Source organism: Actinacidiphila sp. DG2A-62 (assembly GCF_035825295.1).
Taxonomy (GTDB): domain Bacteria; phylum Actinomycetota; class Actinomycetes; order Streptomycetales; family Streptomycetaceae; genus Actinacidiphila.
Genome location: NZ_JAYMGI010000002.1, coordinates 7,702,375 through 7,726,196 on the forward strand (window position 1 = coordinate 7,702,375; position 23,822 = coordinate 7,726,196).

A 23,822-nucleotide genomic window follows, 5' to 3' on the forward strand; every position below is an offset into this window, starting at 1 on the left:
GCGGCGGTTGGCGAGCCCCACGACCGCCGAACGTCGCGCCGGACCGGTCCGTACGCGCTCCCGCACCCGACGTGGAGGTCGACGAATGCCCCTGCACCCCTCCCGGCGCCGCGATCCGCGGCACCGGATACTCCGACGCGCCGTGGCCACCGGCGTCACCCTGGCGCTGGCCGCCGGGCTCGGCGTGGGCCTCGGCGGCACCGCCGGCGCCGCCGCCCGCCCCGCCTCAGCCTCCTCGGCGACCGCCGCCACCCCGGCCGCCGCGGTCGCCACGCACGACGGCCGCGCCCACACCGTCAGTTACGACGGCTACTCGTACCTGATCGACGGCAAACGCGTCTACCTGTGGTCCGGCGAGTTCCACTACTTCCGGCTGCCCAGCCAGGACCTGTGGTACGACGTGCTGCAGAAGATGAAGGCCGCGGGGTTCAACGCGGTTTCCCTGTACTTCGACTGGGGCTACCACTCCCCGGCGCCCGGGGTCTACGACTTCACCGGCGTCCGCGACGTCGACAAACTCCTCGACATGGCCGACCGGTTGGGCATCTACGTGATCGCCCGCCCGGGCCCGTACATCAACGCCGAGGTGGACGGCGGCGGCTTCCCCGGCTGGCTGTCGACCAAGGGCGGCCACACCCGCACCGACGACCCCGAGTACCTGAAGTACAGCGACGAGTGGCAGACGCAGATCGACCGCATCCTGCGCCGCCACCAGCTCACCGACGGCACCGGCTCGGTGATCGAGTACCAGGTCGAGAACGAGTACTACAACGGCAACGCCGACGGCCGCTCGTACATGAAGCACCTGGAGGACAAGGCGCTGGCCGACGGCATCACCGTGCCGCTGGTCGGCAACAACAACGGCACCTTCAACTCCGGCGACGCCGCGCTCGACGTCGACGGCGCCGACTCCTACCCGCAGGGCTTCAACTGCAGCACGCCCACGCGCTGGAGCGGCGTCCCCGACATCAGCTACGACCACCCGGACGGAAAGCCGCTGGAGACCGCCGAGTTCCAGGGCGGCGCCTTCGACCCGTGGGGCGGACCCGGCTACGACAAGTGCGCGCAGCTGATCAACGACCAGTTCGCGGACGTGTTCTACAAGCAGAACATCGCCGTCGGCGCCACCTCGCAGAGCTTCTACATGACGTACGGCGGCACCAACTGGGGCTTCCTCGGCGAGCCGCAGAACTACACGTCCTACGACTACGGGGCCGCGATCCGCGAGAACCGGCAGCTGGACCCGAAGTACGACCAGGACAAGCTGATCGGCTACTTCACCCAGGCGGTCACGCCGCTCACCAAGACCGACGCGCTGCCCTCGGTGCCCACCGACAACGCCGCCGTCCTCGACACCGCCCGCCGCAACCCCGACACCGGCACCCAGTTCCACGTGCTGCGGCACACCGACTCCACCGCCACCTCGAAGGACAGCGCCCACATCACCATCGACCTCGGCGCCCACCCCGGCTACACCTACGACGACCGCGACAGCGCGATCGCGTACAGCGGCGACTGGTCGCACGTCGGCAGCGAGCAGAACTACACCGGCGGCGACTACCAGCACACCGAGTCCTTCACCGACACGGCCGGCGACGCCGCGAGCATCGCCTTCACCGGCACCGGCGTGAAGTGGGTCAGCAACCTCGACGGCAACCACGGCACCGCCGACGTCTACCTGGACGGCGCCAAGGTCAAGACCGTCGACCTGTACGGTTCGACCAAGCAGAACCAGTACGTCGCCTACCAGGCCCGCGGTCTCAGCGACGGCCCGCACACCTTGAAGATCGTGGCCACCGGAGCGAGCAACCCGAACGCGTCCGGCACCTTCGTCACCATCGACGCGATCGACGTGGCCACCGGGGCCGGCTCCACCGAGCCCGTCTACACCGTCCCGCAGGCCCCGGGCACCTCCATCGGCCTGAACGGCCGGCAGAGCAAGGTGATCGTCGCCGACTACGACCTCGGCGGCAACCAACTGCGCTACTCCACCTCCGAGATCATGACCGACGCCGCCATCGGCGGACGCGAGGTGGCCGTCCTCTACGGCGACCAGGGCACCGACGGCGAGACCGTGCTGCACTACGCCCAGCGGCCCGCCGTCACCGCCACCGGCGGCGACGTCACCACCACCTGGGACCCGGCCACCGGCGACCTGCGGCTGAACTACCGGCACGACGGCCTGATCCGGGTGCGGATCGGCGGCGCGCACCCGCTCCTGCTGCTGCTCGCCGACACCGCCACCGCCAAGACCTTCTGGCGGCAGGACACCGCCGCGGGACCGGTCCTGGTCCGCGGCACCCACCTGCTGCGCGGCGCCGTCTCCCACGGCGCGAACCTCGCGCTCACCGGCGACAACGGCGACGACAAGAACATCGAGGTGTTCAGCACCGCCAAGACCCTGACCTGGAACGGCGCGCCCGTGCACACCCGGCCGACCGCCACCGGCAGCCGCACCGGGACCATCGCCACCGCCGCCCCGATCACACTGCCCGCCCTCACCGGCTGGCAGCACATCCAGGAGTCGCCCGAGTCGCAGCCCGGCTTCGACGACTCGACCTGGCAGGTGGCCGACAAGACCAGCAGCAACAGCGTCACCACCCCCGCCTCGCTGCCGGTGCTCTTCGCCGACGACTACGGCTTCCACACCGGCAGCACCTGGTACCGCGGCCGGTTCACCGGCGCGGCCGGGCAGACCGGCATCACCCTGTCCGCGCAGAGCGGCGGCGGCGCGGCGGCCTCCTCGGTCTGGCTCAACGGCGTCTTCCTCGGCAGCTCCACCGCCGACGGGCAGAAGACCTACCCCTTCCCGGCCGGCGTGCTCAAGACCGGCGCGGACAACGAGGTGTCGGTGCTGACCGTCGACATGGGCCACGAGGAGGACTACAACGCCGCCAACGGCAGCAAGGCCGCCCGCGGCCTGACCGGCGCCTCGCTCGCCGGCGACCCGCTCGGCACCATCACCTGGCGGCTGCAGGGCGTCCGCGGCGGCGAGACCCCGGTGGACACCGTGCGCGGCCCGCTGGCCACCGGCGGCCTGTACGGCGAGCGCGCCGGCTACATGCTGCCCGGCCACCCGACCACGGGCTGGAAGCCCGTCAGCCTGCCCGCCACCGACACCACCCCCGGCGTCTCCTGGTACCGCACCGACGTCCGCCTGAACCTCCCCAAGGGACAGGACACCTCGCTCGGCCTGACCATCAGCGACGACCCGTCGCGCATGTACCGGGCCGAGATCTACGTCAACGGCTGGGAGATGGGCAACTACGTCAACTACAAGGGCCCGCAGCACAGCTTCCCGGTGCCCGACGGCGTGCTGAACCCGCACGGCGGGAACACGATCGCGATCGCGGTGTGGAACCTCGACGGCTCCACCGGCGGCCTCGGCACGGTCGCGCTGACGAACTACGGCTCGTACGCGTCCTCGCTGACCGTCGCGCAGAACACCAGCCCGCGCTGGGACCCGGTGCGCTACGCGATGCCCGCCGCGCCGCGCGCCTCGGTCGCCCTGCACACGCCCGGCTCGGTCGCCGGCGGCACGGTGTTCACCGCGACCGCGACGGTCTCGGTGCCGGCCGGCGCCCCCACCGCCCGCGACGTCGCCCCGGCGCTGACCGCGCCGGACGGCTGGACGGTCGGCCGCGCCACCCCGGCCTCGGCGCCGAGCGTGGCCCCCGGCCACTCCGCCACCTTCAGCTGGCAGGTCACGGCCCCCGCGCAACCGGCCAAGGCCAGCGGCCTGAAGGCCGCGGTGCGGCTGGTCCAGGGCGGCAGGACCACCACCGTCACCGACGAGCGGATCGTCGGCAGCGTCCCCGCGCCGCCGCCGGCCGGCCAGAACCAGGTCAGCGACCTGGAGTTCCTGTCCGCGACCAACGGCTGGGGCCCGGTCGAGCGGGACCAGAGCGTCGGCAACACCGCGGCGGACGACGGCACGCCGATCACCCTCGGCGGCACCGTCTACGCCAAGGGCCTGGGCACCAACTCGCCCAGCGACGTGCAGATCTACCTCGACGGGCGGTGCAGCAGGTTCACCGCGACGGTCGGCGTGGACAACGGCGACCCGGGCTCGGTCACCTTCTCCGTGCTGCTCGACGGGAAGGTCCTGACCACCACGCCGGTGCTGCGCGGCTCGTCCGCGCCGGTGAGCATCGACGTCCCGGTCACCGGGGGCCAGGTCCTCGACCTCAACGTCGGCGAGGGAGGCGACGGCAACGGCAACGACCACGGGGACTGGGCGAATCCGATCCTGACCTGCGCGGCCGGCTGACGCCGACGCCTCATGCCCGCGGCCCGAGCGGCGGGCGGCGACCGGGGACTCCGGACACCGCCCGGCCGCCCGGCCGACGGCTTGCGTCCGCGGCCGTGGTGCGGGAATCCCCGCGCTACGGCCGCGGCGGCGCGTCCGGCGGCGGGGGAGCGCCGTGCGGCGGGGGCGGCGGCGGTCCGCCCGCGGGGCCGTGGCTGTCGTGCGGCTCGTGCCGTCCGGGCCCGCGGCTGCCGTGACGGCCCGGACCGTGCGGCGGGGGCGGGGGGATGGTGTCGGTGCCCGGGGCCGCGTCCGGCCACACCAGCAGCACCGGGCACGGCGCGTGGTCGACGATGAAGCGGCTGTGCGGACCCAGGCTGTGCGGGCCGAGCCGGGTCCTGTCCCCGTCGCGGGCCAGCACCAGCAGCTGCGCGCCCTCGCACGCCGCGACCACTTCCCGCTCCACCCGCCCGGAGCGCAGCACGCGATCGGCCGGGCGGCCCAGCCGCCGCTCCGCCTCCTCCAGCAGCCGGTCGCCGCCGCGCTCCGCCGCCTGCTCCAGCGCGATCCCCGGATCGCGCTCCGGCCGACCCCGCCCCAGCAGCCCGGCGAACGCGCCGTGCGCCGCGCCCGGCACCTCCGGGTCCGGCACGTGCAGCAGCACCACCGGCGCGTCGGCCGGCGCCCGCTCGCGCACCGCGTCCACGGTGGCCGGCCAGGTGCCCTCCACGATCCAGGCGACGACCGCGCCCCGGCCCCCACCGCCCGGTCCGCGCGCGTCCTCGCTGCTCGTGTCCCTCGTCACGGCGGTCAGCCTCCGATCGCGGTCAGCGACAGCCACAGTGCCACGACCGCGGCGAGCAGCGCGGCAGGCACGGCGAGCAGCCCGAGCCGGGTGAACTCGCCCAGCTCCACGTCCGTTTCGTGCTCCCGCACGATACGCCGCCACAGCAGCGTCGCCAGCGAACCCGCGTAGGTGAGGTTGGGCCCGATGTTCACGCCCAGCAGCACCGCGAGCACCGCGCCCGCCCCGGCCGGGGCGGTCAGCGGGAGCAGCACCAGCACCGCGGGAAGGTTGTTGATCAGGTTCGCCAGCAGCGCCGCGAGCGCGGCCGTGCCCAGCAGCGCCAGGAACCCGGTGCCGTCCGGCACCGCACGGCCCAGCGCCTCGGTCAGACCGTTGTCGACCAGGGCCCTGACCACGATCCCGAGCGCGAGGACGAACGCCAGGAACGGCACCGCCGCCGCCCGCAGCAGCGCCGGGGCGGTCGTCCGCCGCCGGACCAGCGCGCGTACCGCCAGCACGGCCGCCCCGGCGAAGGCCGCCCACGCCGGGTCCATCCCGAGCAGCGACGCCAGCACGAAGCCGCCCAGCGTGCCGCCGACCGTGACGAGCGCGAAGACCGGCAGCGGCGGCGGTGTGCCCGCGGCGCCGTCGGCGGGCGCGCCGGCCGCAAGGTCCGCGGCGAAGAACCGGCGCACCACCGCGTACTCCGCGCCGATCGCCGCCAGCCACGGCAGCGCCATCAGCGCGGCGAACCGGGTGAAGCTCAGTCCGCTGGCCGACAGCGCGAGCAGGTTCGTCAGGTTGGAGACCGGGAGCAGCAGCGACGCGGTGTTGGACAGGTGCGTGCACGCGTACACGTGCGGCTTGGCCCGGACGCCCAGCCGGGCGGCGGTGGCGAAGACCACCGGCGTCAGCAGCACGACCGTCGCGTCCAGGCTGAGCACCGCCGTCGTCACCGACGCCAGCACGAACACCTGGACCAGCAGCCGGCCGGGACCCGCGCGGCCGGCCCCGCCGCCCCGGCCATCCGCGCCCCGCAGGCCGTGAACAGCCCCTCGTCGTCGCACAGCTGGGCCAGCACCAGCACCGCCGCGAGGAACCCGATCACCGGACCGAGCCGCTGCGCCTCCTCCCGCGCGTGGTCCAGCGGGATGGCGCCGCTCCCCACGACCACGGCCGCGGCCGGCACCGCGACGACCGCCTCCGGCAGCCCCCACGGCCGCGCCACGGCACAGCCCAGCACCAACACCAGCAGGACGGCGCTCAGCGCCTCGGCGACGCCCTGGCTCACGCTTCGACCCCTCTTCCCCGCGGTTCCCGCGATGTCCGGCGGCGGATCACCTCGCCGCGGTCGGTGGAGTCTGTCACGCCGACCCCGGCCACCTGCGGACACCGCTCACACGGGTCACGTTTTCCGCCGCGATGGGTACGTTTGTCCTATGGAGTCGAGGGGCATGCCTGCGCGGTCGCGAGGACGGTGGATGCCCAGGTCGCCGTACGCCCGGCTGGCCGCCCCGCTGGTGCTGGTCGCGGTGCTGCTCGCCGTCGACCTGATCGGCGGGAGCGAGCTGCGGATCGGCGGTCTGATGGTCGCGGTCCCCGCGCTCGCCGCGGTCTTCCTCGATCCGTCCGCGGTGCTCGTCGTCGCCCTGGTCACCGTCGCCTGCATCCTGGTGACGGGGAGCGACAACGACCAGATGTGGTCCGCCAACTTCGTCGTCATCCTGGCCACCGTCGTGCTGATCAGCGCGGGCGCGGTCGCCGCAGCGGGGGCCAGACAGCGACGCGAGCGCCAGCTCGCCAAGGTCCGCCGGGTGGCCGCGGTGATCCAGCGGGTGCTGCTGCGCCCGCTGCCCGAACGCCTCGGGCCGCTCACCATCGCCTCGATGTACCTGGCCGCGGAGGAGGAGGCGGCGATCGGCGGGGACCTGTACGCCGCGGCCCGGCTGCCCGGCGGCGACACCCGGCTGATCATCGGCGACGTGCAGGGCAAGGGCCTGGGCGCGGTCGAGGTGGCCGGACTGCTGATCAGCGCCTTCCGCCGGGCGGGCCGGCGCGGCGTGCCGCTGCCGGAGCTGCCGGGCTGGCTCGACGCGGGGCTGCGCGAGGACCTGGCCGAACTCGTCATCGCCCGCGACCCGGACGCCGCCTGCGCCCCCGACCCCGTCCGCGACCCGGCGGGCGTCGGCGACCCGGCGGGCGTCCGCGACCCGGCATTCGCGGCGGGCTCGACCGCCCGCCCCGACCGTCCCGCCGGCCCCGACTGTCCCGCCGGCACGGACCGTCCCACCGGCGCGCACCTCGACCCGGGCGCCGCCGACGACCCTGCCGCCGCACGCCGCGGCCCCTCCGCGCTGGAGGGCTTCGTGACGGCCGCCGTGGTCGACGTCCACGACGGCGGCCGGGTGCTGCAAGTCGCCAACTGCGGCCACCCGCCGCCGCTGCTGATCCGGCGCCGCGCCGTCCGGACGCTGGACGCGACGGTCCCCGGGCTGCCGCTCGGCCTCGGCGACCTCGGCCCGCGGTCCGCCGGGCAGGTCGACTCCTTCGCGCTCGACCCCGGCGACATCGTGCTGCTCTACACCGACGGGGTGATCGAGACGCGCGACGCCGCCGGCGCGTTCTACCCGCTCGCCGACCGGCTCCCGGAACTGGGCGCCCGCGCGGGCGGCCTGGACGACCTGCTGGTCGCCGTCCGCGACGACCTCCAGCGGCACGCCGCCGGTCGGCTCGGCGACGACATCGCCATGGTCGCCTTCCGCCGGGCCGGCTGACCGGGCCCACCGCCGGACTCACAGGCCGGGCGGCGCCGGCGGCGGCTGGTCCTCGTCGAGGCAGAACCACACCGTCTTGCCCTCGGACTCCGGGCGCACGCTCCACTCCAGGGCCAGGAGGTCCAGCATCATCAGCCCGCGGCCGGACGACGCCAGCTCGCCGGGCGCGCGCTGGTGCGGCAGCTCGTCGCCGCGGTCGGTGACCTCCACCCGCAGCCGGCGGCTGCCCGGGTCGCCGGTGATCGTCGCGGTCAGCGCGGCCTGCTGGTCGGTGTGCACCAGGACGTTGCCGACCAGCTCGGACGCCAGCAGCACGGCGGTGTCCACCTGGTCCTCCTGCCGCCAGTCGTGCAGCAGCGACCGCAGCTCGGTCCGCGCCTCCGCCAGGCCCTCGGCCTCCTCCTGGCCCACGGTCAGCAGCAGCCGCCGCTCGGGCACGGCGACCCGCCGCACCGGGCTGTCCCGGCGCAGCAGCAACAGCGCGATGTCGTCCTCGTTGCGCGGCGCCAGCCGGCCCCGGCCTCCGCCCGGGCGCGGCCCCGCGGCCCGTACAGCTCCTCCGGCACCGCGGGGCGCCCGGCGGTCGGCGCGTCGTCCTGCTCGTACTGCTCCATCGGGCTGTGCACCGCGCGGATCAGCCGCTCGGCCATGCCCTCCAGGTCCTCGGCCGGACCCGGCGCCATCGCGTCGCGCACCCGCACCCAGCCGCTGAACATGTCGTGGCCGCCGGTCTCGATCAGGCCGTCGGTGCACAGCATCATGATCTCGCCGGGCTGGAGCCGCAGATCGGTGACCGGGTAGTCGTGGTCGTCCGGCATCAGCCCGAGCGGCAGCCCGCCCCTGACGTGCTTGATCATGCAGGTGCCGTCCGGCAGCCGCAGCACCGGGTGCGGGTGGCCGGCCCTGGCCATGTGCAGCAGTCCGGTGTCCGGCTCGGCCTCGACGTACAGGCAGGTCGCGTACCTGTCCTGGTCCAGCGCGGTCAGGAAGCGGGAGGTGCGGGTCAGCACGGCGTCCGGGCCGTGCCCCTCGGCCGCGTACGCGTGCACCGCCGTGCGCAGCCGCGCCATCAGCCCGGCGGCGTGCACGTCGTGGCCCTCCACGTCGCCGATGACCAGCGCGACGCGGCCGTTGGGCAGGTTGATCACGTCGTACCAGTCGCCGCCGACCACCTGGCCGCCGCCGGTCGGCACGTAGCGCGTCGCGACGGTGAGGCCCGGCGAGGCCGGGGCGGTCGCGCCCATGCTGCGCCGCAGCCCGCGGGAGAGGGCCAGCTCCGCCGAGCTGGTCCGGGTGCGCTCCAGGGCCTGCGCCACCAGCCGCGCGATCAGGCCGAGCAGCCCGCGCTCGTCCGCGGTGAACGCCATCGGCGCGGCGAAGGCCACCAGGCACACCCCGGTGAGCCGCCCGGCCACCACCAGCGGCACGAACGCCCAGGACTCGCGGCCGTGCCGGGCGGCCAGCGGCCAGGTCGCCGGGTACCGCTCGGCGTACTCCCGCGGGGAGGACAGGTACACCGACCGGCCGGTCCTGACCACGTCGGTGGCCGGGAACCGCGTGGTCAGCGTCATACGGAAGACGTCCTCGTGCATCGCGCGGCGGTAGTCGCGCTGGCCGACGACGTTGAGGAACTTGCCCGTCACGCCGAAGACCACCAGTCCGTCCACCGGGAAGCCGGGCGACCCCATGCGGGCGACGGTCCGCAGCGCGCCGGCGAGGGTCTCCGCGACGGCCAGTTCGTGCCCGGTCTCCAGCATCAGTGCGTCGCGGCGTCGGGGCGGCATCGCTTCCGCGCGGTCGCCGGCCGCGTCGTCCCGGGGCGGGACATCCGCGGTGACGTCGGCGGTGACATCGGCGGCGGCGTCGGCGGCGTCGTCCCGGTCCCGGTCCTCCTCCGGGGCGTCCCGAGCGGGCGCGTCCTCCTCGCGCGCGTCCGCGCGGGCGTCCGCCTCCTCGCGCGCGTCCGCACGGGAGGCGGCGTCCCCGGGCGCGGACGGATCGGGCCGCGGATCGATGCGGTTCAGCGCGTCGATCTGCCGCAGCTCCGCGGTGTCCGACGCCTTGCCGCCCGGCGCCGGACCCTCCGCTCCCTCGCCCATCCGGCGCCCTCTCGCCCAGGTGTGGTCCCCTTCCGCCTCCCATGCTCCGACGGGCGAGCCGCCCTCGCACTCGGAGGACGGCGGCGGGGGGCCGTACGGTGGGGCGGCGGGGCGGGGCCCGGCCCGGGGACGGGCGGTCAGCCGGTGGTCGGCCGGTAGGAGTACACCGTCGTGGCGACCTCGCAGACGCCCGGTGACACGATCTCCACGCGCAGGGTGGACGCGTTCACGTCGTAGTCCACGCCCTCGGTCTCGAACGAGCCCGAGCAGATGCTGCTCTGCGGTACCTGGAAGAGCGTGCTGACCTGGCCGGTGACGGCGGTGCCGTCCAGCGCGTGCGGCAGGTCCACCTGGATCACGTCCTTGGCGGCGTCGTCCGACGCGCACACCAGGCGGGTGGCGGAGACGAAGTCGCAGCCCTGCACGTCGGTGACCTGCCGGTCCAGGGTGATCTGCCCGGCCTGCGGCAGCGTCCCGCCGGTGGCCGGCGTCGACGCGTTGGTCAGCGGCGCCGGGAACACCTGGAGCCGCCCGACCGTGCCCCACTCGCCCTCGACCAGCCACTGCGCGTCCGGCGAGACGGCGGCGAAGGAGTTGTTCAGCAGTTCGCCGGCGTCGAGCGGGTGGGTGTAGTCGTACGTCTGGCCCGACGGGGTGGTGACCTCGAACATCTTGGACGTGGCCGAGTCGCCGCCCTGGTACGCGTCGTAGACGTAGCCGTTCACGATGTCCGGGTCGCCGACGTGGTTCCAGCCGGCGATCCGCAGCCCCAGCGGGATCGAACCGAGGCCCCGGGTGAGCAGCGAGCCGTCGGCGCGCGAGGCGATGCCCTCGCCGCCGGTCAGCGAGTTGACGGTGGTGCTGCCGGTGGCCCGCCAGCCGCCCGGGGAGTCGGCGTGGGCGGTGGAGGCGCCCACCGCGGCGAGCGCGGTGGCGGCGATCAGCGCGGTGGCGGCGCGGCGGCGGGTCGTGCGTGCGGATGCGGGCGCGGTCAACGGAACCCCCAAGAGGAACCAGCGGGCGACGGGCGGGCACGCCGGTCGGGTACGGCGGCCCCGGGCGGCAAGAACCGTAGCCCCGCACGCCCCGCCCGCACCACAGGGCATCGGCCAACTCGGCCTGAACATCAGCCCCTTCGCGGCTTGCGTCCGCGCGAGGAGGTCGGCCAACGGACCGGCCTTGACAGGAACGCCGCCGCGACAGAGTCTTGGCAACGTTGTCAGGATCGCGCGTCCGGTTCACCCGCAGCCGGGCCGCGCGGGTCCCCACAGACGGGGCCGGGGTGCGCCTGGGATCGCTGCCCCGGCCCTTCGACGCGATCGCCGGGCGCGGGGCGCCGCGCGGGGCGTCGGACGCGCCCGGCGCGGCGCGGGGCTCCCGGGAGTCAGTCCTCGCTGTAGGGGGACAGCAGGCGCACTGCCTGCTCGCGGCGGGACAGGCGGCGGGCCGACGCCTTGGAACGGGCGGCGGTCAGTGTGGCCAGGGCGTGGGCGACGGCGGCCACCGCGGTGGGCGAATCGGCGTACGACGCGCTCGCCGTGGCCGCGGTCAGACACACGTCGGCGTGCGCGGCCAGCGGGCCCGCCGGGTCGTCGGTCACCGCGACGACCGTCGCGCCGGACGCCGAGAACGCCTCGGCCAGCCGCAGCGTCCCCACGTGGTAGCGGCGCAGCGCGAAGGCGACCAGCACGTCCTGCGGGCCCGCGTCGATCAGCGCCTCCACCTCGTGCGCCGCCGGACCGCCGACCACCGCGACCTGGCCGAGCACCGCGGACAGATCGCTGGCCAGCAGGTATGCGAAGGCGTGGCTGCGCTGCGCGCCGGTGACCCAGCGGCGGCGGGCGGCCAGCAGCGCGTCCGCGGCGGCGGCGAGCGCGCCGCTGTCGTCCAGCTCGCTGAGCGTGGTCGCCACGTTGTCCGACTCCAGCACCGTCATCCGCGGCAGCAGCCCGGCCCGCGCCGCCGGGTTCAGCCGTGCCTCGAACCGGGCCGCGGGGCTGCGCAGTTCGCCGTCGAGCTTGTCGGCGACCCGCGCCTGCAGCTCGGCCAGGTCGCGGAAGCCCGCCGCGGTCAGCAGCCGGTGCAGCTCGCGCCGGGTGGCGCCGCTGCGTTCGAGCAGCACGTCGTGCCGCTGCAGCACGGCGTGCGGATAGCCGGCGGACAGCACCTCGCACAGGGCCTGCTCGCCCGGACCGAGATCGCGCGCGGCGTCGGCGAGCATCGTCAGCGGGTCCGACCAGGACGAGGCGTGGCTGCACACGTCAGCACTCCCGGCAGATGCGGCGGCGGTCGACGGCCCGCGCACCCCCGCGGGCCGTTCGGTCACGACCGCGATCCTGCCCCCTGCCATAGCGCCACAAACCGTGGTAATCACTGATGTTCACGGCGCGCCCGCCCGGGACGCGGCGTGGGACGACGACGGGGAGGCGGCCGTGACGTATCGCGGTGACGGGTCGGCGGCAGGCGGCGGCCGGGACGAGGGCGGCGCGGGCACGGACGCCGGAGCGGCCGGCGCGTCCGGCGCGCGAGCGCGAGTCGAGGCGTCCGGTGCGCGAGCGCGAGTCGAGGCGTCCGGTGCGCGAGCGCGGGTCGCGGCGCCCGGTGTGCGGCCCCGGCCCCGGGCAGCGGCCGACGACACGGATGCCGCGGACGCAACAGAGACGGCCCACCGCGCGGACGCGGCCCGCGCCGACGTCTCCCGCGCGGGCGGGGCCGGCACGGCGCGGGTGCCCGCCCAGGGCGGGGAGGCGCGGCGGACCGCCCGGCCCGGCAGCAGCGTGTCCGCGATGCGCCTGGGTCGCAGACTGCGGATGTCGCGCCGCAGGCTCGGCCTCACGCTGGACGCGGTGAGCGGCAGGACCGGCCTGTCCAAGAGCTTCCTCAGCCAGGTCGAGGCCGGCCGCGCCAACCCGACGCTGGAGTCGCTGCACCGGCTGGCCGAGGCGGTGGAGACCCCCCTGTCGGTGCTGCTCGCCGGGCCCGGACCCGCGGGCGGGGGCGGCGCCGGCCGCGCGCCGGCCGCCCTCGCGCTCGGCACGACCTACCGCCCGGCCCGCGACTGCGGCCGCTGGGCGGCCGGGGAGGGCCGGACGTACCCGCTCACCGCGCCCGGCGCGCGGCGCTTCGAGACCGTGCTGGTCGAGGGGACCGCCGCGCACCACGCCCTGGCCACCAGCCACCCCGGCGAGGAGCTGTGCCACGTGCTGGCCGGCCGGCTGCGCGCCGAGGTCGACGGCGAGCGGTTCGCGCTCGCGGCCGGCGACTCGCTGCACTACGACAGCGCTCTGGCGCACCGGCTCACCGCGCTCGCCGCCGGGACCCGCTTCCTGCTCCAGGTCGCGGGGCCGCCGGTCGCCTGACCGCGCCGCCGGCCCGCCGCACCGGCCCTCGTGGCAGGGACACGTCGTCATGGCCCCTCACCGTACGCACACGCGCCCGGCCGGGCGATGGACGTGGTGTCGGTGCCGCGGCTTCACGGGTCGACAGAACGTCCAGCCGGCACGCCGACGCGGAGGCCGCCCCCGGGGAGCGGACGCGCGTCGCGCTACCAGCGCGGGGGGCCGTCCGCCGGGTGCGGGGGGAGCGCGAGGCCGGGCGGGTGGACGAGGTACGCCGCTCCCGCGCCGCTGCCGGAGAGCCACACGCGCGCGAAGGCGGTCCGCGGGTAGACCCGGCGAACCTCGTGGTCATCCGCGGCCAGCGGGTCGTTGACCACCACGTCACCGGCCGCCGTGAAGCCGCACACCACCACGATGTTCCCGGCCGTGGTGTACGAGCGGCCCGGCCCCGACAACTCGGTGCTGCGCAGCGCCAGCGAGGTCGCCACCGGCACGCCGGCGGCCACGAAGCGTTCCAGGTCGGCCAGCGACAGCAGCCGCACCACCATGCCGCGCAACCCGTAACGCGCCGGATAGGCGGCGTTGAAGGCCCAGTTGCCGCAGCCCTTGTAGGCGTGGTCGTAGACCTGACGGGCGGCGAAGTCGACCTGCGGCGCCGGGTCCTCGGGGTCCAGCCAGGCCAGGTCCGCGGCGTCGGGGCCGCGCCCGAAGAACTCCACCAGCATCGCGGTGCACGCCGGCCCCGCCCACGCCTCGCCGCCGCCGTCCCACTGCGGGCAGTGGCCGGTGTGCGCGCCCTGCGACCGCCCTGGCACGTCGAGCACCACGCCCCAGGCGGCCCGCCCGTCCGCCGCGTCCGCCGCGTCCGTCCGGCGGTCGGGCCCCGTTCGGATGCCGGCCGGCGAGGCCGTGCCCCCGCCCGTACGCCAGTCCGCGCGACCGTCGCCCCGCGCGCCGGGGACCGCCGCGCGGGAGGCCGCCGCGTACAGGCCGGCCAGCGCGACGGGCGCGCCGCCGCGGACCGCCGCGGCGAGGTCCACGGCGAGGCGGTACGCCGCGATCCCGGCCGGCCCGGCGGTGACCGTGTCGACGTCCACCCGGGCGTGCGCGTCACCCTGGCCCGGAACGGTCGCGCGGTGCACCAGCGCGTCGCCCGCGCACCAGTGCGCGAGCACGTACCACGGCGAGAGCGCGCCCGCCGGGTCGCGCACCTGGAGCCGCACCGTCAACCGCGCGCCGTCCGGGGCGTCGGCGCTCCACGACGGCACCACATCGGTCGCGGTGAAGGGCGGCGCGACCCACGGCGAGGTCCAGCGGCCGTACTCCCACGACGCGCAGCCGTGCCCGAACGGGTCCGCGTACTCCTCCCGCCCCGCCGCAGCGCCCGCCGGCCGCAGCGCTCCGTCCCGCCACACCACGCCCTGCGCGCGCCCGCGCGCGAAGTCCGCGGCGCTGTCCCAGCGTTCGAGCGCGGCGAGCGCGGCCGACGCGGTCGCCGCGGCTGGGGCCGCGGCAGCGGCGGGGCGACGGCCGCCGGGCGCTGCCGCCGGCTCGTGCGCCGACACGGCGGGAACGCGGCCGGGCCCCGCCGGACGATCGGCGTACGCCGCGCGGGCGCTCCCGGACGCTCCCGAGCCCCCGGCAGCACGCCGCCCCGGACGCCCGTCCGGCGCCGCCGGATCGCCGCCGCGCGCGGCCGGGCCGGTGCCGGTTCCGGCCGAGCGGATGTCGGCCGCCGGGCCGGTGCTGGACCCCGCGGCGCCGCGGGGTGCCGTGGAGCTACTGCCGGTCTTCGCCGAGGTCGTGGCGGCTGCTTGGCCGCCGCCGCGCGCGGCCGGGCCGCCGGGCTCTGCCGAGGGGACACCCGTCGCCGGATCGCCGCCGGGCTCCGCCGGGCCGCTGGGGAGCGTGCCGCTGCGCGGTCCGGCGGAGGGCCGCTCATGGTTGCCTGTCACGCTGCGCCCGCCGCTCCCGTCGATCCCCGCCGGGGGCCACCGTACCCGGCCTGAGCAGGGGAGACTCCCACGGGTCCGTCGGCGTCCCGGCCCCGTCGCCCGCCGCCGTGCGGATGCGCAGGGCGTGCGGGACGGCGGTGACGGAGGGCGTGTCGCGGGGCAGGAGGGGGCCGGGTCCGCCGGGCACCAGCGCGCCCAGCACCCGGGGCCCGCGCGCGCCCGTGCACGAGGGCAGCGTCGCCGGCAGGCCGTGCGCGGTGTGCCAGCCGAGCACCGCGAACGCCACCGCCTCCTTCGCGTCCGCCGGCAGCCCGACCGCGTCGGTGGGCCGCACCCGGACGCCGGGCAGTTCCGCCGCCACCTCCCGCATCAGCACCGGGTTGCGCGTGCCGCCGCCGGACACCAGCAGCGCGTCCAGGCGGTGCGCGCGCACCGCGTCCGCGACGGTCCGCGCGGTGAGCGCGGTCAGCGTGCGCAGGAGGTCGGGCAGCGCCAGGCCCGGACGCCCCGCCAGGAAACGGTGGGTGTAGCCGCCGTGGAACAGCTCCTTGCCAGTGGTCTTCGGCGCCGGCCGCCGGTAGTACGGCTCCGCGAGCAGGTCGGCGAGCAGGCCCTCGTGCACGGTCCCGGCCGCGGCGAGCGCTCCGTCCTCGTCGTACGGGCGGCCGGTGGCCGTGCGCACCGCCGCGTCGAGCAGCGCGCTCGCCGGACCGGTGTCGTACGCGAGGGGCTCGCCGCCGCCGACGGTCAGGTTGGCGATCCCGCCGAGGTTGAGCGCGCCGGTGCGGTCGGGCAGCCCGGTGAGCAGCAGCACGTCCAGGTACGACACCAGGGGCGCGCCCTGGCCGCCCGCGGCGACGTCGCGCGGGCGCAGATCGGCGACGACCGGGACTCCGAGGCGCTCGGCGATCCAGGCGGGCTGGCCGAGTTGCAGCGTGCCCAGCACCTCGCCGCCGCGCGTCCAGTGGAAGACGGTCTGGCCGTGCGAGCACACCAGGTCCACCGGGCCGGCCGCGGCCACGGCGTCGGCGGCGGCGTCCGCGAAGGCATGCCCGATGCCGGTGTCCAGCCGGCAGACCTCCTCCATGCCGACCCGGCCCGGCGGCAGCGCCGACACCAACTCCTCGCGCAGCGCGGCCGGGTACGGCGTCGCGCCGGTCGCCGCCACCGCGATCTCCAGCACGCCGTCCCGGCAGGAGATGTCCACCACGGCGGTGTCGATCGCGTCGTGGGACGTCCCGCTGATCATTCCCAGCACCCTCACCGGCGCTCCTCTCCCGCCCGACCGTCCGACTGCCCGACCGCCCGACCGCCGTCCGACCGCCGTCCGTGCGCCGCGGGCGCGCCGAACGGCGGGAAGCGGTTCGGCCGAGGGCGGCCCGAACGGCGCGGCGCGGGCGGCACGGACGACGACGGTAGGGCGACCGCACGCCGAAAGCGATCACGCGCGGCCGTGTTCACCCCTGGTGCACCAACGCCTCCGGCGCGTGCGCGTGGGCGCGCCGGCCGCACTCGACGCGTCGAAGCACCCACGTGGCCCGCAGCCGCCCTGATCGGGTCGGTCGCGTCGCTCGTCCCGCCGGTCGGGCACGGGTCAGCGCGGGGCGAGGAGGAGGTCGACCGCCGCGCGGGCCGAGGCCAGGGAGGGGCCGTAGGTGGCGAGGTGCCAGGCGCCCGGGCGTCCCGTCGCGGGGGAGTGCGCCGCGGCCGCCGGCGCCGGTGCGGCGTCCGCCGGCCGGGGTAGGTGGCGCCGGCCGGCCGCGGCTGCGGCGGGAGTGGCCGGGCGTCCGGCGCGGGGAGGCCCATGTCGACCACGCCCGCGTCCGGGCGAGCGGACAGGAGGCGGGCGAGGGCCGCGGTGATCCAGGCGTGGCGCGCCGCGTCGCGTACCACCAGCACGAGGGGGCGCTCGTGGTCCGCGGCGATCTCGGCGAGGGCGGACGGGTCGGCGGTCTCCGGCGTCACCGTGCGCAGCACCGTGCCGGGCAGCCGCTCGGCCAGCAGGTCGGCGATGCCCCACGGCGTGACACGGCCCACCGCCACCGTCCGCGCCGTCTCGAACGTCGCCACCACCGGCGGCACGTCGAACCGCGGGGCCTCGCCGCGCAGTTCGAGCGCGCGCCCGGCCGCCAGGGCGCCCAGCGCGGCGTACGCGCTCCGCCCCGGCCGGGCGGCCGAGGCGCCGCCCGACGCCGCGGAGCCTGACGCGGCGCCCGACGAGGCGGAGCCCGACGCGGAGCCTGACGCCGCGGCCCCCGTCGCGGCGTCCTCGGGCGCCGGCCCCGGCAGCGCGATCCCCGCGACGCGGTCCGCCGCCTCGGCCAGGCGCTCGGCCGGCAGCTCGCCGGACCGCACCGCCGCCACCACCGCGTCGGCCACCGCGCGCACCGTGGCCTCCTCGGTGGCGCGCGCGCCCAGGCAGAGCAGATCGGCGCCGGCCGCCAGCGCGCGTACCGCCAGCTCCGGCAGCGTACGGCCCGCGGCCACCGCCTCCATCTCCAGCGCGTCGGTTACGATCGCGCCGCCGAAACCGAGCCGTCGGCGCAGCAGGGTGAGCAACACGGCGCTGAGACTCGCGGGCCGGTCCGGGTCCAGGCTCGGCACCAGCAGGTGGCCGGCCATCACGGTCCGCACCCTTGCCGCGATCGCCGCCCGGAACGGCGCCAACTCCCGTCCCTCCAGCGTCGCTTCGTCGACGTTTAGCACCGGCAGCGCGTGGTGGGAGTCCACGGAGGTGTCGCCGTGGCCCGGGAAGTGCTTGGCGCAGGCCGCGACCCCCGCGGACTGCAGCCCGGCGACGAACGCGGCGGTGTGCGCGGCGACATCGGCCGCGTCGGTACCGAACGACCGCACCCCGATCACCGGGTTGCGCGGGTCCGAGGTGACGTCGGCGGTCGGCGCGTACGCCAGGCGGATGCCCGCCGCGGCCAGGAACGCGCCCATCTCGGCCGCGACCGCGCCGGTCAGCGCGGGGTCGCCGACCCGGCCGAGCGCCGCGTTGCCCGGCCAGCTGCTGCCGTGCGCGGACTCCAGCCGGGTCACCGCGCCGCCCTCCTCGTCCGCCGCCACCAGGACGTCCGGGTTCTCCGCGCGCAGCGCCCCGGTGACGGCGGCGGCCGTCACGGCGTCGGGCGTGTTGCGGGCGAACAGGCAGACGCCGCCCAGCCCTTCGCCGATCAGCCGCCGCAGCCAGTCCGGCGGCGCCGTGCCCCGGAACGCGGGCTGGATCACGGTCAGCGCCTGCCGGCGCAGCTCCTGCGGCACTCGTCCTCCTGGTCTCCTGCGGGTCTCCTGGCCGGTCGTCCCGGGAGCCCGACCCCGCCGGGCGCGCCGCACCGTACCCGCCGCGCCCCGCGCCCGCCAAGCGGACGCGCGGCCGTGACACCGCTCGTGAGCCCGGCGGCGTACCGCCGCAGCGAGGCCCGAACGCCCAGCTCAGGTCGGCCTGTTCAGTGCCAGTGAACTTATCCCGGCGCGATTGCCGTCAGCCCCGCACGCCTGCCAGCCTGCGTCATCCCGCGCATCCGCCGGCACTCCGGGCGCACCCGCATCCCTGGACCTCACCCGAGACGCCTTCGCACAGAGAGCAGGTACCCCGCACATGCGACGCCACCTCCGTACCCTCGCCGCCCTCACCGCGCTGCTGTCCGCCGGCGCCGCCGCCTGCGGCTCCGGCGGCGGGGACAAGAGCTCGGCCAAGGACCCCGGCCCGTCCGCGTCCGGCACCCTCACCGTCTGGCTCCAGGTGGACGCGCAGACGCTGTGGCCCACGTCGGTCGCGGCGGCCACCGCCGACTTCAACAAGAAGTACCCGAAGGTCAAGGTGTCGGTGCAGTACCAGGCGTGGACCGACCACCTCACCAAGTTCGACGCGTCCGCGCAGGCGGACAAGGAGCCCGACGTCATCGAACTCGGCAACAGCGAGACCGCGCAGTACGTGCAGGCCGGCGCGTTCACCGACCTGACCGCGAAACGCACGACCTTCGACGGCAACACCACGTGGCAGAAGGGCCTGCTGGACGCCTGCACCCACGACGGCAAGCTGTACTGCGTCCCCTACTACGGCGGCACCCGCGCGGTGGTCTACCGCAAGGACCTGTTCGCTGCCGCCGGCATCACCAAGGTCCCCGCGACCTGGGCCGAACTCAAGGTCGACGTGGCCACGCTGATGGCGAAGCACAGAAGCGACAAGGGCTTCTCGGCCTTCTTCCTGCCCGGTCAACACCCCTACGGAGCGCTGCCGTTCGTCTTCGACAACGGCGGGCAGATCGCCACCCAGGGCGCCGACGGCAGGTGGAAGTCCCAACTGTCCTCGCCCGCCGACGTGCAGGGTCTGAAGAACTGGAAGTCGCTGATGGACGCCGGCATGCGCGGCGACCGCACCGGCGACGACCTCGGCGCGGTGCCCGCGCTGGTCGCGGGCAAGGCCGCGATGAGCTTCTCCACCAACGGCCAGCTGGTGCAGGTCTACAGCCAGGACAAGGGCGACCCCAAGCTCAAGGGCAAGGTCGGGTCCTTCCCGATGCCCTCGCCGACCAAGCCCGGCTCCTACGCCCCGCCGTACATGGGCGGTTCGGTGCTCGCGGTGACCGCCAAGGGCAAGCACCAGGCGATGGCCGAGGAGTGGATCCGCGACTTCACCTCCACCGCGCGGGAGAAGGAGTTCCTGGCCGGCGGCTTCCTCGCCAACACCCTCGACCTGACCTCCTCCGACCCCGAGCGGGCCGGCGACTTCGTCGGGCTGGAGGACAGCTGGAGCGTGCCGGCGGCCAAGAACTGGGCGCAGGTCGAGAAGAACCTCACCCTCAAGCAGATGCTCGCCGACATCGCCACCGGAAAGCTGAGCGTCGAGGCCGCGACCGCCACGTACGGCAAGCAGATGGAGGAGACCCTCAACGCCTCCTGATCCCGGGCGTTCCCGCCCCCGCGCCCCGGCCGCGGGGGCGTCGCCCGCCCGCCCTCGCGCACCCGCGCCCCTTCGCACGGACGGACCCCGCATGACGACCATCGCCCCGCCGCGCAGTTCCGGGCCGGCCGCCGACGCGCAGGCGCCGCCGGCCCGCCGCCGCAAGGACCCCACCCCGTACCTGCTGATCGCGCCCTCGCTGCTGGTGCTGCTCGGCGTGCTGGCGTACCCGCTGGTGAAGGTGGTGATCCTGTCCACCCAGAAGTGGGGCGTCGCGCAGATCTTCAGCGCCTCGGGCTCGCCGTCCTTCGTCGGCGCCGACAACTACCGCGCCCTGCTGGGTGATTCCCAGTTCTGGACGGTGCTGGTGCGCACCGTCTCGCTCACCGCCGCCATGGTGGGGCTCTCCATGGGCCTCGGCTTCGGCATCGCCCTGCTGATGCGCCGGGTGCCCGCGTGGTGCCGGCGCGGCATGACCTTCGCGCTCGTCATGGCCTGGTCGGTGCCCACCTTCATCTCCACCGAGATCTTCCGGTGGATGACCGAGTACAACTCCGGCGTCGTCAACTGGGCGATCGGCGCCCAGCCGCACAACTGGTACACCGACGCCGCCCAGGGCCTGGCCGTCGCCACCGCCGTCGTGGTCTGGGGCGCGGTCCCGCTGATCGCCGTCACCCTCTACGCCGGGCTGACGCAGATCCCCGGCGAACTCGTCGAGGCGGCCCGGATGGACGGCGCCGGCGCCTGGGGCGTCTTCCGGCACATCACCGTGCCGGTGCTGCGCCCGCTGCTGACGATGCTGACCACGCTCTCGGTCATCTGGGACTTCCAGGTCTTCAACCAGATCTGGATCCTGCGCAACGGCGCCCCCGCCTCCGACTACTACACCCTCGGCATCTACGCCTACGTCAAGGCGTACGCCGGGCACGACTACGGCCTCGCCTCGGCCACCGCCGTGCTCACCGTCGTCGCGCTGCTCGGCGTGATGATCGTCTACCTGCGGCAGATCGCGAAGATCGGAGAGGTGTCGTGACGATCCGCAGCACCCGTACGGGCCGTGCGCCCGGGCCGGCGCGGGGGCCGCCGGGACGAGTCGGGGCGCCTCCGCGGCGGGCCGCGCCAAGTCCGCGGCGACCGGCGGCTGGACCGTGCTGGGCGTGCTGGTCATCCTGGTGTGGATCTTCCCCGTCTACTGGATGGCCACCACCGCCTTCAAGTCCACCGCGGCGATGGCCGCCGACCCGCCCCAGCTGTGGCCGCACGCCCCCACCCTCATGCACTTCCGCAAGGTGGTGGACGACCCGCTGTTCTGGGACGCGGTCCGCAACAGCGCCCTGGTCACCGGGATCACCGTGCCCGTCGCGGTGCTGGTCGCCTTCGGGTCGGCGCTGGCCATCGCCCGCTTCCGGTTCCGCGGCCGCGGTGCGTACCTGGCGGCGGTGATGCTGGTGCAGATGGTGCCGCACGTCGCGCTCGTGGTGCCGGTCTTCCTCACCCTCAGCGACGTCGGGCTGACCGACTCGGTGCCCGGACTGGTCGTCACCTACATGGCCTTCATCCTGCCCTTCGCGGTGTGGACCCTGCGCGGTTTCGTCGCGTCGGTGCCGCAGGAGCTGGAGGAGGCGGCGATGACCGACGGCTGCACCAGGATGGGCGCCTTCCGCCGGATCATCCTGCCGCTGACGCTGCCCGGCCTCATCGCGACCTCCGTCTACTCGATGATCCTGGCGTGGAACGAGTACCTCTTCGCGTACTTCATCCTCGCCACCCCGAGCAAGTACACCGTGCCGCTGTGGCTCACCCACTTCGTCACCAGCGAGGGCACCGACTACGGGGCGCTGATGGCCGGTTCGGTGATCGTGTCGGTGCCGGTGGTGGTGTTCTTCATGCTCGTGCAGCGCCACCTGGCGGCGGGGCTGACGGCGGGAGCGGTCAAGGGCTGAGCCCTCGCGGGACGGCTGAGCCCTCGCGGGGCGGCTGGGCCTCGCGGAGCGGCTGGGCCCTCGCGCCGGCGGCTCCCGCGGCGCCCGGCCGGGCGTCGACAGCGCCCGGGAATTGGTGCAGCATGCGCGCATGCCGCTGACCGTCCGCGATCTTCTCGCGATCCCCTCGCTCCGGCTGGGGCTGGTGGCCGGGCGGGCGGGCCTGGGCGCGGTGGTGGAGGCCGCGCACGCCTCGGAGATGCTCGCGCCGGCCGCCTGGCTGGAGGGCGGCGAGGTCGTCATGACCACCGGGCTGCTGCTGGCCGGGCAGGGCGCGGACGAGGCGTACGCCGGCTACGCCGAGGACGTCGCCCGCGGCGGCGCGGCGGCGCTGGTCCTCGGCATCGGCGCCGGGCTTCCGCTCCAGCAGCCGCCGCCCGCGCTCGCCGCGGCGGCCGAACGCCTCGGGCTGCCGCTGCTGACCGCGCCCGAGCGCACGCCCTTCGTCGCCGTGACCAAGGCGGTGTTCGGCGCCCGCGCCGCCGAGGAGCGGCGGCTGCTGGAGCGCACTTTGCGCACCCAGCGGCAGCTGACCGCGGTCACCGCGTCCGGCGGCGGCCTCGACGCGCTGCTGCGGGCCTGGCACGACGCCACCGGCGGCGGCGTCGTGGTCTGCGACGTGCTCGGCCGACTGCTCGGCGCTGCCGGGGCCGACGGCTCCGCGGCGCTCGCCGAGGCCGCCGAGATCCTCGACGTGGTCGCGCTGCGCGGACTGCGCGGCAGCGCCGACGGCGACCTGCCCTCGGGCCGTCTCCAGGTGCAGCCGCTGGGCGGCGCCCGGCTGCGCGGCTTCCTGCTGCTGCTCGGCGCGGGCAGCGCGGAGAGCCGGCTGCTCGGCAGCGTCCTGGTCTCGCTGCTCTCGGTCGAACTGGAGCGCAGGCACCTCGCCGACGAGCCGCAGCGCCGCCGCCGCGCCCACCTGCTGGACCGGCTGCTCTCGCCCGACCTGCCGGCCGCCCAGGCCCGGTCGCTGCTCGCCTCGGCGGGCGTGCCGGCCGCGTCGGTCCGCGCGCTGGCCGTCGCCGCGGACGCCGAACGGCCCGAGGAGCGCGCGGAGCTGGCCGCGGACCTCGCGATGGCCGTGCCCGGCGGGCTGGTCCGCGTCACCGGGGCGAACGCGGAGCTGCTGGTCGGCGACGAGGTGGACGTGGCCGGTGTGCTGGCCCGGTTCGCGCCCGGCCGCCCGGCCGGCATCGGTCCGGCGGTCGGGCCGCAGTACGCGGCGCTGTCGCTGCGGCAGGCGCGGGCGCTGCTGCCGACCAGCCGGGAGCTGGGGCGGCCGGTCACCGCGACCGAGGCGGGCTCGGTCCGCCTGCTGCTGCACCTCGGCAGCCCGGCGCTGCTGGCCGGCTTCGCCGATACGGTGCTGGCGCCGCTCGACGCCGCGGACGACGGGACCGGCGCGCTCACCGAGACGCTGCGGGTGTGGCTGGAGACGAACGGGTCCTGGGCGGAGGCGGCGGCGCTGCTCGGGGTGCACCGGCACACCGTGCAGAGCCGGGTCCAGCGGATCGGGCGGCTCACCGGCCGCACGATGGACCGCGCCGAGGACCGCGTCGACCTCTGGCTGGCGCTGCGGGCGCGCGAATCCGCGTCCGCGGCGGTCTCCGACCGCCCGCCTCCCCCTTCCCCCGGCTGACCGGGCGCCGGGCGCTGCCCCCTCTGGCGCCCGGCGCCGCGCCCTTTGGCATCGGGCGCCGCGCCTGCGCGCCGGGGCTCCCCCGAAGGGCGC

General features: G+C 76.0%; 15 protein-coding genes and 1 pseudogene. 7 read left to right on the plus strand and 9 right to left on the minus strand.

Going from position 1 to position 23,822, the window contains the following annotated elements; genetic code table 11:
- The first annotated feature begins 85 nt into the window (after nucleotides 1–85).
- Nucleotides 86–4,270, plus strand: coding sequence for a beta-galactosidase (locus VSR01_RS34045; RefSeq protein ID WP_326452832.1), 4,185 nt, complete (start codon nucleotides 86–88; stop codon nucleotides 4,268–4,270).
- 115 nt (nucleotides 4,271–4,385) lie between these two features.
- On the opposite strand, the gene VSR01_RS34050 is transcribed toward VSR01_RS34045, so the two are convergent.
- Together VSR01_RS34050 and VSR01_RS34055 are read right to left on the minus strand one after the other, a co-directional pair.
- Entirely contained in the window at nucleotides 4,386–5,054 is a 669-nt protein-coding gene (locus VSR01_RS34050; protein WP_442785602.1) for a universal stress protein, read from the minus strand.
- A gap of 5 nt (nucleotides 5,055–5,059) precedes the next feature.
- A pseudogene (locus tag VSR01_RS34055) lies at nucleotides 5,060–6,327 on the minus strand (SLC13 family permease).
- Nucleotides 6,328–6,517: 190 nt separating this feature from the next.
- Here VSR01_RS34055 and VSR01_RS34060 point away from each other — a divergent pair.
- On the plus strand, nucleotides 6,518–7,810 hold the full coding sequence (locus tag VSR01_RS34060; protein ID WP_326452833.1) for a PP2C family protein-serine/threonine phosphatase: 1,293 nt from the start codon (nucleotides 6,518–6,520) through the stop codon (nucleotides 7,808–7,810).
- Between the two features lie 18 nt (nucleotides 7,811–7,828).
- Here VSR01_RS34060 and VSR01_RS34065 read toward each other — a convergent pair whose 3' ends face one another.
- The 4 genes from VSR01_RS34065 to VSR01_RS34080 all read right to left on the minus strand — a co-directional run bounded on the left by VSR01_RS34065 (nucleotide 7,829) and on the right by VSR01_RS34080 (nucleotide 12,235).
- A complete protein-coding gene (locus tag VSR01_RS34065) occupies nucleotides 7,829–8,287 on the minus strand; it encodes an ATP-binding protein (protein ID WP_326452834.1) in 459 nt (152 codons plus the stop codon).
- Nucleotides 8,224–9,909, minus strand: coding sequence for a PP2C family protein-serine/threonine phosphatase (locus VSR01_RS34070; protein WP_326452835.1), 1,686 nt, complete (start codon nucleotides 9,907–9,909; stop codon nucleotides 8,224–8,226). The genes VSR01_RS34065 and VSR01_RS34070 overlap by 64 nt, the downstream gene beginning before the upstream one ends.
- 137 nt (nucleotides 9,910–10,046) lie before the next feature.
- The gene (locus VSR01_RS34075) at nucleotides 10,047–10,904 is read right to left on the minus strand and encodes a hypothetical protein (protein WP_326452836.1); all 858 of its coding nucleotides are present in this window, start codon (nucleotides 10,902–10,904) and stop codon (nucleotides 10,047–10,049) included.
- Nucleotides 10,905–11,293: 389 nt separating this feature from the next.
- Nucleotides 11,294–12,235 (minus strand): MurR/RpiR family transcriptional regulator, encoded by a 942-nt coding sequence (locus VSR01_RS34080; RefSeq protein WP_326452837.1) that lies wholly within the window; start codon nucleotides 12,233–12,235, stop codon nucleotides 11,294–11,296.
- Nucleotides 12,236–12,341: 106 nt separating this feature from the next.
- On the opposite strand from VSR01_RS34080, the gene VSR01_RS34085 reads away from it, so the two are divergent.
- Nucleotides 12,342–13,268 (plus strand): helix-turn-helix domain-containing protein, encoded by a 927-nt coding sequence (locus VSR01_RS34085; protein WP_326452838.1) that lies wholly within the window; start codon nucleotides 12,342–12,344, stop codon nucleotides 13,266–13,268.
- A gap of 185 nt (nucleotides 13,269–13,453) precedes the next feature.
- Here the strand turns inward: VSR01_RS34085 and VSR01_RS34090 are convergent, their stop codons facing one another.
- From VSR01_RS34090 to VSR01_RS34100, 3 genes are all read right to left on the minus strand, one after another.
- A complete protein-coding gene (locus tag VSR01_RS34090; protein WP_326452839.1) occupies nucleotides 13,454–14,812 on the minus strand; it encodes a C39 family peptidase in 1,359 nt (452 codons plus the stop codon).
- Between the two features lie 373 nt (nucleotides 14,813–15,185).
- A complete protein-coding gene (locus VSR01_RS34095) occupies nucleotides 15,186–16,466 on the minus strand; it encodes an anhydro-N-acetylmuramic acid kinase (RefSeq protein WP_326452840.1) in 1,281 nt (426 codons plus the stop codon).
- A complete protein-coding gene (locus tag VSR01_RS34100; RefSeq protein ID WP_326452841.1) occupies nucleotides 16,463–18,466 on the minus strand; it encodes a glycoside hydrolase family 3 N-terminal domain-containing protein in 2,004 nt (667 codons plus the stop codon). The genes VSR01_RS34095 and VSR01_RS34100 overlap by 4 nt, the downstream gene beginning before the upstream one ends.
- Before the next feature lie 337 nt (nucleotides 18,467–18,803).
- Between VSR01_RS34100 and VSR01_RS34105 the strand changes: the two genes are divergently transcribed.
- From VSR01_RS34105 to VSR01_RS34120, 4 genes are all read left to right on the plus strand, one after another.
- Entirely contained in the window at nucleotides 18,804–20,108 is a 1,305-nt protein-coding gene (locus tag VSR01_RS34105; protein WP_326452842.1) for an extracellular solute-binding protein, read from the plus strand.
- Between the two features lie 91 nt (nucleotides 20,109–20,199).
- On the plus strand, nucleotides 20,200–21,141 hold the full coding sequence (locus VSR01_RS34110; RefSeq protein WP_326452843.1) for a carbohydrate ABC transporter permease: 942 nt from the start codon (nucleotides 20,200–20,202) through the stop codon (nucleotides 21,139–21,141).
- A 124-nt stretch (nucleotides 21,142–21,265) separates the two neighbouring features.
- Nucleotides 21,266–22,051, plus strand: a complete 786-nt coding sequence (locus tag VSR01_RS34115) for a carbohydrate ABC transporter permease (protein WP_326452844.1) — start codon at nucleotides 21,266–21,268, stop codon at nucleotides 22,049–22,051.
- 130 nt (nucleotides 22,052–22,181) lie between these two features.
- The gene (locus VSR01_RS34120) at nucleotides 22,182–23,729 is read left to right on the plus strand and encodes a PucR family transcriptional regulator (protein ID WP_326452845.1); all 1,548 of its coding nucleotides are present in this window, start codon (nucleotides 22,182–22,184) and stop codon (nucleotides 23,727–23,729) included.
- Nucleotides 23,730–23,822: the final 93 nt, after the last annotated feature.